The organism is Flavobacterium aurantiibacter (genome assembly GCF_002251775.1).
In the GTDB taxonomy this organism is placed as follows: domain Bacteria; phylum Bacteroidota; class Bacteroidia; order Flavobacteriales; family Flavobacteriaceae; genus Flavobacterium; species Flavobacterium aurantiibacter.
Genome location: NZ_NOXX01000163.1, coordinates 1 through 10,985 on the forward strand (window position 1 = coordinate 1; position 10,985 = coordinate 10,985).

General features: G+C 42.0%; 8 protein-coding genes and 1 tRNA gene. 4 read left to right on the plus strand and 5 right to left on the minus strand.

What is annotated here, in order from left to right; genetic code table 11:
- Positions 1–199: 199 nt before the first annotated feature.
- From CHX27_RS04305 to CHX27_RS04320, 3 genes are all read right to left on the minus strand, one after another.
- A tRNA-Pro gene (locus CHX27_RS04305) sits at positions 200–274 on the minus strand.
- Positions 275–546: 272 nt separating this feature from the next.
- Entirely contained in the window at positions 547–3,897 is a 3,351-nt protein-coding gene (gene mfd / locus CHX27_RS04315; protein WP_094485536.1) for a transcription-repair coupling factor, read from the minus strand.
- A 2-nt stretch (positions 3,898–3,899) separates the two neighbouring features.
- A complete protein-coding gene (locus tag CHX27_RS04320) occupies positions 3,900–4,481 on the minus strand; it encodes a hypothetical protein (protein WP_094485537.1) in 582 nt (193 codons plus the stop codon).
- Between the two features lie 207 nt (positions 4,482–4,688).
- Between CHX27_RS04320 and CHX27_RS04325 the strand changes: the two genes are divergently transcribed.
- The 4 genes from CHX27_RS04325 to CHX27_RS04340 all read left to right on the plus strand — a co-directional run bounded on the left by CHX27_RS04325 (position 4,689) and on the right by CHX27_RS04340 (position 7,291).
- The gene (locus CHX27_RS04325) at positions 4,689–5,630 is read left to right on the plus strand and encodes an L-threonine 3-dehydrogenase (protein ID WP_094485538.1); all 942 of its coding nucleotides are present in this window, start codon (positions 4,689–4,691) and stop codon (positions 5,628–5,630) included.
- A gap of 102 nt (positions 5,631–5,732) precedes the next feature.
- A complete protein-coding gene (locus CHX27_RS04330; RefSeq protein ID WP_243388961.1) occupies positions 5,733–6,209 on the plus strand; it encodes a nuclear transport factor 2 family protein in 477 nt (158 codons plus the stop codon).
- 45 nt (positions 6,210–6,254) lie between these two features.
- Entirely contained in the window at positions 6,255–6,683 is a 429-nt protein-coding gene (locus tag CHX27_RS04335; RefSeq protein WP_094485540.1) for a hypothetical protein, read from the plus strand.
- Between the two features lie 17 nt (positions 6,684–6,700).
- Positions 6,701–7,291, plus strand: coding sequence for a globin family protein (locus tag CHX27_RS04340; protein ID WP_094485541.1), 591 nt, complete (start codon positions 6,701–6,703; stop codon positions 7,289–7,291).
- A gap of 321 nt (positions 7,292–7,612) precedes the next feature.
- Here CHX27_RS04340 and feoB read toward each other — a convergent pair whose 3' ends face one another.
- Together feoB and CHX27_RS04350 are read right to left on the minus strand one after the other, a co-directional pair.
- Positions 7,613–9,703, minus strand: a complete 2,091-nt coding sequence (feoB, locus tag CHX27_RS04345) for a ferrous iron transport protein B (protein ID WP_094485542.1) — start codon at positions 9,701–9,703, stop codon at positions 7,613–7,615.
- Positions 9,696–9,938: a FeoA family protein gene (locus CHX27_RS04350; RefSeq protein ID WP_094485543.1), complete on the minus strand. Its 243-nt coding sequence runs from the start codon at positions 9,936–9,938 to the stop codon at positions 9,696–9,698. Before CHX27_RS04350 ends, feoB begins: the two co-directional genes overlap by 8 nt.
- Between the last annotated feature and the right edge of the window lie 1,047 nt (positions 9,939–10,985).

Consider the following 10,985-nt stretch of genomic DNA (forward strand, 5'->3'; position numbering starts at 1 on the left):
GGGCCTCCAGCCCGCCTCCGGCATAAAATTACAAAATCGATTTTTTGTCGACGAATTTTAGACGTGTTTAAACGTTTATAAACGTTTCGGGTGGTTATGAACATNGCATTTTTTTGTTTCCCTAAAATTTAAAGCTCCTGCGGGCTTTAAATTTTAGGGAAACAAAAAAACCGACCTCTCAGTCGGTTTTTTTACTCGGTCGGGGTGGCAGGATTCGAACCTGCGGCCTCCTGCTCCCAAAGCAGGCGCGATAACCGGGCTACGCTACACCCCGAAGCGGGTGCAAAGATATACTTTTTTCATCCACATGCAACCTATTTTNTTTTTTGCGACGAAATTTGGGCTACGAATTTGCGTTAGTGACAGCAGCGAAAATAAAACGCGAAGAAAACCGCTGCCGAAAACGGATTTGCGCTGGCGACTCAAGAAGCCCACGCAAACCGATTGCCGGCCGGTTTTGTGCCGTTTTATTGCAGCGTATGGCACGGCGCGGCACCTGCAAAACCACAGCAACGCGCCGCGCAACGCCCAAGTAAAAATCTAGATTTAAATTTGCTCGAATAAATGAACCGCTTTTCGAACCGATTTAACCGACTCGAACGTGAGTAACAATTTTAGGCCCGCAGGCGTTTGCTTTTCCTTGAGTTTTGCCAACTGCGGATTCTTCTGTACAAAATCGATGATTCGGCGAAATTGCTCCGACGAATAATATTCGGATTGCTGGTCGGAAACAAAATATAAAATCATCTTACTTTGTTTAAGAACCACTTTTTCAACCCCTAATTTAGTTCCGTACCACTTTAACTTTAAGCTCGTTAGCAAATCAACAGCTTGCTTCGGTAACGGACCAAATCGGTCGATGAGTTTTTCTTCGAACTTTTGCAAAGCGGTTTCGTCTTTTACTTCGCCCAACTCGTTATACAGCGCCAAACGTTCGGTAATGCTGTTGATGTAATCGTCGGGGAAGAGCAATTCGAAGTCGGCATCAATAACCATGTCTTTTACGTAGGTTTTGCCGGTGCTCTCTACTTCGTTGTACAGATCTTTAAACTCGTTTTCCTTCAATTCTTCGATGGCCTCGTTCATGATTTTCTGATAGGTTTCGAAGCCAATTTCGTTGATAAAACCGCTTTGTTCACCACCAAGTAAATCGCCCGCACCGCGAATTTCCAAATCCTTCATCGCAATGTTAAATCCGCTGCCGAGTTCGCTAAACTGTTCCAAGGCGTGAATGCGTTTTCGCGCATCTTCGGTCATCATGCTGTACGGCGGACAAATAAAGTAGCAAAACGCTTTTTTGTTACTTCGTCCCACACGACCGCGCATTTGGTGCAAGTCGGAGAGGCCGAAATTCTGTGCGTTATTGATAAAAATGGTGTTGGCGTTAGGGACGTCGAGTCCGCTTTCAATAATGGTAGTAGCTACCAACACATCGAACTCCCCATTCATAAATGCCAGCATTAGTTCTTCGAGTTTCTTGCCGTCCATTTGCCCGTGACCAACGCCAATACGCGCATCGGGCACTAAACGTTGTATCATTCCGGCAACTTCCTTGATGTTTTCGATGCGGTTATTGATGAAGAACACCTGGCCGTTGCGTTGAATTTCGTACGAAACTGCGTCGCGTATGGTTTCTTCGTTAAATCCAACTACATGCGTTTCGATAGGGTAGCGGTTGGGTGGGGGCGTGGTAATTACCGATAAATCGCGCGCGGCCATTAGCGAAAATTGTAAAGTTCTCGGGATAGGCGTTGCCGTAAGTGTGAGTGTATCGACGTTTGCCGACAACGTTTTGAGTTTGTCTTTAACGTTCACACCAAATTTTTGTTCCTCGTCGATAATGAGCAAGCCCAGATCTTTAAATCGCACGTCTTTGTTGACCAGCTGGTGCGTTCCGATGATGATGTCGAGACGTCCATCGGCCAAATCTTTAAGCGTTTCGGCTTTTTGCTTTGCTGTTCTGAACCGGTTGAGGTATCCGATGCTTACCGGCATTTCTTTCAATCGTTCAGAAAAGGTGCGAAAATGCTGGTACGCCAAAATAGTAGTTGGCACCAAAACAGCTACTTGTTTTCCGTTGTCAACGGCTTTGAAAGCGGCACGAATTGCTACTTCGGTTTTTCCAAATCCTACGTCGCCGCATACCAAACGATCCATAGGGCGGTCGCTCTCCATGTCGGCTTTAACTTCTTGTGTTGCTTTTATCTGATCGGGCGTATCTTCGTAAATAAAGGAGCTTTCGAGTTCGTGTTGCAAATAGCTATCGGGGTTGTATTGAAATCCTTTCTCCAGACGTCGTTTTGCATACAATTGAATCAGATTGAATGCAATGTGCTTGACGCGCGCTTTGGTTTTTTGCTTGAGCGTTTTCCAAGCATTCGAACCCAGCTTATAGATTTTAGGAACGGCGCCGTCTTTGCCGTTAAATTTGGAAATTTTGTGCAGCGCATGAATGCTTACGTACACAATGTCGTTGTCGGCATAAACCAATTTGATGGCTTCCTGCGTGCGGCCGTCGACTTGAATTTTCTGCAATCCACCAAATTTTCCGATTCCGTGATCGATGTGGGTCACGTAGTCGCCGATGGTTAAACCATTGAGTTCTTTAAACGATATGGCTTGTTTTTTGGCGTAGCCGTTTTTGATATGAAAACGGTGGTAGCGTTCAAAAATCTGGTGATCGGTGTAGAGCGCAATTCCGGCGTCGTAATCGATAAATCCGGCGTGTAGCGGTAAGGTTACGGCTTGGTATTGTTCGTGAATATCATCTGCCGGTTCGCTAATGCTTTCGAAAATGTCGTAAAAACGTTTGGCTTGTTGTTCGTTTGCACAACACAGAAAATTCCGAATGTTTTTAGACCGGTTATTCGATAAGTTTTCGAGTAGCAAATCGAATTGCTTGTTAAACGAGGGTTGTGGCGTTTGGTTGAAGGAAATACTCAGACTTTCGAAATACGCGCGACTTCCCATTTCAATCACTTCAAAACGTTCGGCATCGTGCAAGAATTGTTTTCCGTTGAGAAACAAAGCGGCTGGAGGCGCATGTTTGGTTTCCGATTGTAGGTTTTCGAAAGCGGTTTCGGCTTTACGGAAAAGCTGGTCGAGTTTGTCGGCAATTTGTTGAGTGTCGAGCAAAATCAACGTGGTTTGTGGGCTGATGTAACTTAGAAACGGCGTTCGATTTTCCTCAAAAAACCTATTTTCGATATTCGGAATGATACTTATTTTCTTTTGTCTTTCGACAGAAAGTTGCGTTTCAACATCGAAGGAGCGAATCGATTCGACTTCGTTCCCAAAGAACTCGATCCGGTACGGATGGTCGTTACTAAATGAAAAAACGTCGAGTATGCCGCCACGCACTGAAAATTCGCCGGGTTCGGCTATAAAATCGACACGTTTGAATTCGTATTCGAAGAGCACTTCATTGATAAAGTCGAGCGAAATCTTATCGCCAACAGCAATTTTCAAGGTGTTTTTGTCGAGATCTTTTTTGGTCACGACACGCTCGAATAGTGCTTCGGGATACGACACCATAACCGGTGGTCGTTTCCGCGAGTTTATTCGATTGAGGACTTCGGCGCGCAGCAAAACGTTGGCGTTGTCTATTTCCTCAATTTTGTACGGATTTTTATACGATTCGGGATAAAACAACACGTCGTCGGCGCTGTGTAATTGTTCCAAATCGTTGAGTAGGAATGCAGCTTGTTCTTTATCGGTTGCTAATAAAAGTAGTGGTCGTTCGGATTGTAAAGCAATTCGTTGTACCAATAATGAAATTCCCGAACCCACCAGATTCTTTACGTGCAGCTTATTTTGTTTCTCCGAAAGTGCAGAGAGTACTGCTTTAACGGGAGTAGCATTTTCGAAACGAGTAAAAAACGGAAAATGTTGTGCCATTTTTATCTGATCACCGGTGTGGCTTTAATCGCTCGAGTAGTATCCAACATACGCAACATATCTGCTTCACCCTTTTCAATAGGAACGAGTTCGCGTTGTGCAATTTCAGTAAATTGGGTATTTAGACCACTCATTGCCGTGTTGATTTCGGAAAACAAAGGTTTAATGCGTTCTATAGGTGGTTGTTGTACAGAAAGATACATGTCGAGCATACGTACAGAGGCAACTACTGCCGCGATCCGACTTTTAATTTCTGGAGTAGCAAATTTCGGTGGAATATTATTTTGCAAAAGAGCGGCACGAGTAGCCAATTTTGTAGCTTTTTTTTGGAAAGCGCTAAGCGAACTTACTGGTTTTGACGTGAGCTCAGAAATAAATAGGTTCCAATCGGCCCACGTTCGAAGCTGGTCTTGAACCAAAGGACTAGGCGTTAAAACCGTAAAATTCCAGGCGCTGTTGAGCTGCTTGAAAAACGCTTCTTGCCGAGCAGCATCTTTTTGCGTAGCTACTCTTCGTTGCGCATCGTTGTCGTTGCAAGCGGCAAACAGCATCAGGTACGAAAAAAGGATTGCGAGTTGTTTCACATCTAAACTTTCGACAAAAGTAGCGTATTTACTAAAGTTCTGAAATCAGAATTATTGTTAAAGAAAGCTTATTTAAATTTTGCTTGTGAATCGAATTTAAGTTGTTGAAGAACAAGGTATTAATTCTGCATTTGTTTATTTACAGGTTTTGATCCTAGTTATTTGGCAGCTAAACGAAAACGTTATCTTTGTCGCAAAACAGCAACCATGAGTAGGAAAGTATTGATCATAGGTGCCTGCGGACAAATAGGCACGGAGTTAACCAAGCAGTTACGAAGCAAATACGGAGTTTCAAATGTAATTGCCTCGGACATCCGAAAAATGGATAATGAAGTAGTTAACGACGGCATTTTTGAAGTTGTGAATGCTTTAGACTATAATCAAATTGAACATTTGATCGAGAAATATCAGGTCGACGATGTGTATCTCATGGCTGCATTACTTTCGGCAACGGCAGAGAAAAATCCGGCGTTTGCTTGGGATTTGAATATGAATTCGCTGTTTCATGTTTTGAATTTGGCGAAAGCTAAAAAATTTAAACGTTTGTTTTGGCCTTCGAGTATCGCGGTTTTTGGTCCGTCGACGCCAAAAGATAACACGCCGCAGTACACGATTATGGAGCCGAGTACGGTTTACGGAATCAGCAAGCAATCGGGCGAACGTTGGTGTGAGTACTATCATAAATTGTATCAGGTCGATGTGCGCAGCGTGCGTTATCCCGGATTAATTAGCTATACTTCACCTCCCGGCGGTGGAACTACAGATTATGCCGTAGAAATATTCCACGAGGCATTAGCCAACAAATCGTACGAGTGTTTTCTTAAAGCCGATACCGCGCTGCCGATGATGTATATGTCTGATGCGATTCGCGCAACGATTCGAATCATGGAAGCAGAGCCAGAAGCCATTAAAATTCGATCTTCGTACAATTTGGCGGCAGTTAGTTTTACTCCGGAAGAAATTTCGGAGTCGTTAACCAAACACATTCCAGAATTTGAAATATCGTACAAGCCAGATTTTCGACAAGCGATAGCCGACAGCTGGCCGGCAAGCATCGACGATACGCATGCCCGAAACGATTGGGGTTGGAAGCACGAATACGATTTGGAGCAAATAACACAAGCTATGTTCGATGGTTTACGGGCATAGCAACTTAGCTTAAAACTTATGAAATTATTCAGCAACGCACATAATTGTCTTTGTCGGAAGTCAAAACGGGTCAAAATAGTCGTTGCGCTGCTATTTTGCGCTTTGAGCGTTGCTGGACAAAAAAAAGCCGAAGCGTTTTCCCATGTCGATGCCGTATTAAACCAATGGCACGAAGCGGCAGCGACAGCTAATTGGAAGAATTACGAAGCACTTATGGGTGCCGATTTCCACTTTATAGGAACCGATGCTACCGAAAACTGGGGCCGACAAGCGTTTACCGCCTTCGCAAAACCGTATTTTGATCGCGGAAAAGGGTGGAAGTACACGCCACTCGAACGAAACATTTATTTCAACAAACAAAAAAACATCGCTTGGTTCGACGAACTACTCGATTCTAACCTCGGCGTGTGTCGCGGATCGGGTATCTTAATTCTGAGCAAAGGAAAGTGGCTGTTTTCCCAGTATGTATTGTCTATGACCGTACCCAACGATCATGCCGATGCTGTGGTAAAACTCAAGCAGAACGACGACTCTTTATTTAAAACCAAACTAAATAAGGCGTCGGTAAATCCAAAATAGAACTACACTCGTAAATAATCGTAGCGCACCATAAAGCATACGATTATGAAAATTAATTTTAAACGAATTTTAGTAGCTACAGGTTCTGTGATTCTGTTGCTGTTTTTGATTTTAGTAGTACACATTGCCACTGCTAAACCAGTTACCATTGAACTCGCCACTTGGCAGGTAAGTCGTTTCGACTTCAAACAACCTATTGACTCTATCACAGCAAAGAAAATCGTATATGATTTATCGGCCATCTCAGGCGTTAAAGGCGATGTGCTTGTGAAAAACAATGTTGTAGTTTTCTTTCACGACAACACGCAAACCAGTAATCAAAAGGTGTACGAAGCCTTTACAGCAAAAGGTTACAAAGACGTTAGCATCTTTAAAGTTCCAGCCGAATTAGCCAGTAAAAAAGTTTGTCCGGCGATGAAACAAGATGGTTTTGCCTACCATTTCTCAAAAGGTATCCAACGAATTTTTAATTAACTTAAATAACTTGAACTATGAAAAGAAATCTGAAATTCTTAGCCTTGCTGCTATTGAGCGGCGCTCCTTTGTTTGTGTCTTGTAACGACGACGACAACAATGATCCACCAGCAGAAGCCAGCATTTACGACCGTTTAGGTGGCGAAGCTATGGTACAAGACCCAGACGCAGCCAACGGCGTTATGATTGAATCGGGCCGTCTAGCCTACCGAAAAGTAGTAGGTAGAACCGTGCAACTTATTGTAGCCGACATTCAGGCGGGGGCTCAAGGAAACTTGGCAGAGCACTTTGCTCCACTTTTAGCTGAAGTAGGCGCAGGAAACACCACCAACTTAGCCGTATTACAAGATAATTTAGTGGATTTCTTCTCTTTCAACACGGGAGGAACAAATCCGGTAAATACTTATTCAGGATTGGATATGGTAGCCGCACACAATCCGGCACAAAACCCGCGTATGGGAACTACATCTTCGAATGCCGATTACGATAAATTCGTAGGTTATGTTGGAGCTGCCGCTATTGAAAACGGCGTACCTGCAAACTCTGATTTGTTTAACGACGTGGTTGCGGTTTTAGAATCGCTAAGAGATCCGATCGTACAAGAATAATAACGGATAGTAGCGTTATTTACCGACCGTCTCTTCAGCTTTATGGACAGGCGGTTTTTTTTGTAATTCCATATTCGCATCCGATTTAGGAAAATCTGTTCCTAACACCAAACAAGTTGTAGAACTAACCAACTCAAAAAGCGTCGGGTAGTTTCGTTTTATTGTATGAACGCGCAATAAAAAGAGTGGCCTGTTTTGTGTTTTTTAGGATAACAAATCGCTAACCGCAGCAATCTTTCCCTTTCTTTTTGGGAAAGAAAAATTTCCGCACCAAGAAAATGAGTGCTAGAAAAAGGGCGGCTATGGCAATTACTTCTTGCATCAGCTGGCTATTTCGTGAACTACAAATGCAATACAATAGGCCAAGACTGTCATAATAGCCAATTGCATCAGAGGCCATTTCCAGCTATTGGTTTCACGTTTTGTAATTGCTAAGGTTGACACACATTGCATGGCAAAGGCATAAAACATGAGAATCGATAATCCGGTTCCTAGATCAAATATGGGTTTTCCGGTTTTTACATCGGTTTGGGCGCGCATTTTTTGTTTGATGGTTTCCTCATCCTCGGTTCCGCCCACACTGTAAATGGTTGCTAAGGTTCCTACAAACACCTCGCGCGCTGCAAATGAAGTAAGTATGGCGATACCAATTTTCCAATCGTAGCCCAAAGGTTTAATTACAGGCTCGATTCCGCGACCCAAACGCCCAATGTACGATTCTTCCAAACGTGCAGCGGCAACGGCTTGTTCGTAAGTACCTCCGTTGGCGTATTCTTGTTCCATGGTTACGCGCGCTCCGGCTTGATCCATATTTTCACCAGGCCCGTAACTTGCCAAAAACCAAAGAATTACCGATATAGCTAAAATGATTTTACCCGCACCCATTACAAAGGCTTTGGTTTTTTCAACTACCGTAATTCCAATATTTTGCGGAAGCGGCCACTTATAATCGGGCATTTCGATAACAAAATACTGTTTGGTTTTTAGTTTGATGATCTTATTTAAAATCGTTGCTGCCAAGATAGCCATTGCAAAACCGATCAGATACATGCCCATAAGTACCAAAGCTTGCATGGAGATAAAACCTAAGACTATTCGGTTCGGGATAACTAACGAAATAATAATTGAATACACAGGTAAGCGTGCCGAGCAGGTAGTAAACGGCGTCACCAAAATTGTGATTAAACGCTCCTTCCAATTTTCGATGTTTCGAGCGGCCATAATTGCGGGAATGGCACAAGCTGTTCCTGAAATTAAGGGAACTACGCTTTTTCCGGAAAGGCCGAAACGACGCATTATGCGATCCATTAAGAAAACCACGCGACTCATATATCCCGATTCTTCTAGGACCGAAATAAACAAGAACAAAAAGGCAATTTGCGGTATAAAAATTACAATTCCCCCTATACCTGGAATAATCCCGTCGGCGAGCAATTCTTGAAGCATGCCTGGCGTCATGTGGCTTTTTGTGTATTCTGAAAGCGACGCAAACGCCGCGTCGATGGCATCCATAGGAATACTCGACCAACTAAAAATCGCATTAAAAATAAGTAGTAAAATAGCGGCGAAAATCAGGTAGCCGAAAATACGGTGCGTAAAGATACGGTCGAGTTTATAGCGCCAATCGGTTGCCTGAGAAAGGTCTGTTTTCTGAGCGGATTTTAATACGTTATTGATAAACTGATAGCGTTTAATGACCTCCTTTTGTTGCAAACGTTTTAGATCTGAAGCTGTTACCGAAAGCTGTTTCGGGTCGGGTGCTTGGTCGTTTAGTTTGTAGTGTTCGGATGACAGAAACAGCCAGCTTTCGTAGACATTTCGGCTTGGCGCCGTTTGTTCGACGCTTTTAAAAAAGTTCTCATCAACTGTTCGAATATCGATGATTGGGTTTCGAGAAAGTGTATTACGCTCAGTAATTAGCGTTTTTAATTCTTTAATACCTGTGTTCTTGCGACTTGAGATCAATGCAATTTTTGTGTCGAGTGCGGTTTCAAGTGCTGGAATATCTAATGAAATCCCGCGTTTTTGCATCCGGTCGGCCATATTAATGGCAAGAACGACAGGTAGCTGTAGGTCTTTTATTTGTGTGAAAAGCAGTAAGTTGCGCTTCAGATTTTCAACTTCCGTAACAACAACGATAACGTCTGGATAGTCTTTATCGGCGGGGTTCAGCAGTAAATCGGTTACTACACTTTCGTCTATACTGCTGGCATTTAGCGAATAGGTTCCGGGTAAATCGAGCACAGCTGCTTTTTGTCCGTCGGTTAACTGGGTGTATCCTAATTTACGGTCGACGGTTACTCCGGGATAATTTCCGGTTTGTTGATTTAAGCCGGTAAGCTTATTAAAAAGCGAGGTTTTACCCGTATTTGGGTTACCAATGAGCGCAATTTTAAGTAGATGTTTACTCATGGCTCAACTGGCTTACTTCGGCTACTTCAATTTGTGCAGCCAACTCTTTGCGAATTGCCACGTAACTGCCTGAAATTTCGAATAAGTACGGATCGCCGAGCGGTGCAATCTGGATGAGCTTTACTTCAGCACCGGCAATTAACCCCATTTCGATTAACTTTAAAGGAACGGCATCTGGGTTGAAATTAACAACAACAGCAGCATGCGACAGCGGTAAATTTTGCAGGGTTGGCAATGTTATTTAGAATTAGAAAAAACAAAATTAAGGATTAATAGGAGAGAAACTTTTAAAAATATCTTAAGAAGCGAGACTGTGTCTTGTTTGATTTCGGATGTTCTTAAAAATTTGTAAACTTTTAAATCTTAATTTGATAGACATAATTTTATCGATTTCTTAGAATTTATATTTCATGTATCCGATTTGCACCGACAAAAAATATAGAAAAACTTATAAAACTACAATTCTCCTGAAATTACTGTTACGGTTTTTCCGTAAAAGGGTTCTTTTTTCTTAACAAATTAAAGTTGAAAGATAAAATCTTCTAAAGTGTTACTTTTTTTATAACGGTAATATTTATTTACTTACTTTTATTTCCAACTTAAACTATTTATTATGAAATATTTATTTACCACCCCCCCCATTTTAATTACGCGGCGTGGGGAAAGAGCAGAGAGTATTGTANTATATGTTGCATCACTAAAAATAATGAATTTATCTTTTTCTTACAACTATTTTACTATATTTGGTACTAGGATTGTGGAGGTTTTTTCACAGTCTGACGCTAGTGGCAATTTCACTGCGACGCGAAAACAACAGACAAACAAAATAGAAAATGAAAATATTATTAACACTTTTGACACTTATAATTACCAATTTAACATTTGGACAAACAAAGTATGAAAAGGACTTTTGTAAGCTTCCACCCATCGAGGCGAAGTTTTGAAAAAAAATCGACATACGATTACGGGTTTTCCGCATTTTTTTGGAAGTATTAAGATGAGAGTATTAAGATGAGAGTATTAAGATGAGAGTATTAATGTTAATGCCTAAAATATGTTGACCGTTTTTTGTTGTATATTGCTTTCCCTCATTTTTTAGGTTTCTAATAGCATTGAAGCCGATTTGGCTAGCTTCTTAGTTCCAGTAGACTTTCTTGTACACTCAAAGGTAATTCTTNTTTTTTGGAAGTATTAAGATGAGAGTATTAAGATGAGAGTATTAAGATGAGAGTATTAATGTTAATGCCTAAAATATGTTGACCGTTTTTTGTTGTATATTGCT

Bases quoted from the DNA above. Each gene is read 5' to 3' on its own strand.
- mfd (WP_094485536.1), bottom strand. From the start codon at position 3,897: ATGGCACAACATTTTCCGTTTTTTACTCGTTTCGAAAATGCTACTCCC.
- CHX27_RS04325 (WP_094485538.1), top strand. From the start codon at position 4,689: ATGAGTAGGAAAGTATTGATCATAGGTGCCTGCGGACAAATAGGCACG.
- CHX27_RS04335 (WP_094485540.1), top strand. From the start codon at position 6,255: ATGAAAATTAATTTTAAACGAATTTTAGTAGCTACAGGTTCTGTGATT.
- CHX27_RS04340 (WP_094485541.1), top strand. From the start codon at position 6,701: ATGAAAAGAAATCTGAAATTCTTAGCCTTGCTGCTATTGAGCGGCGCT.
- feoB (WP_094485542.1), bottom strand. From the start codon at position 9,703: ATGAGTAAACATCTACTTAAAATTGCGCTCATTGGTAACCCAAATACG.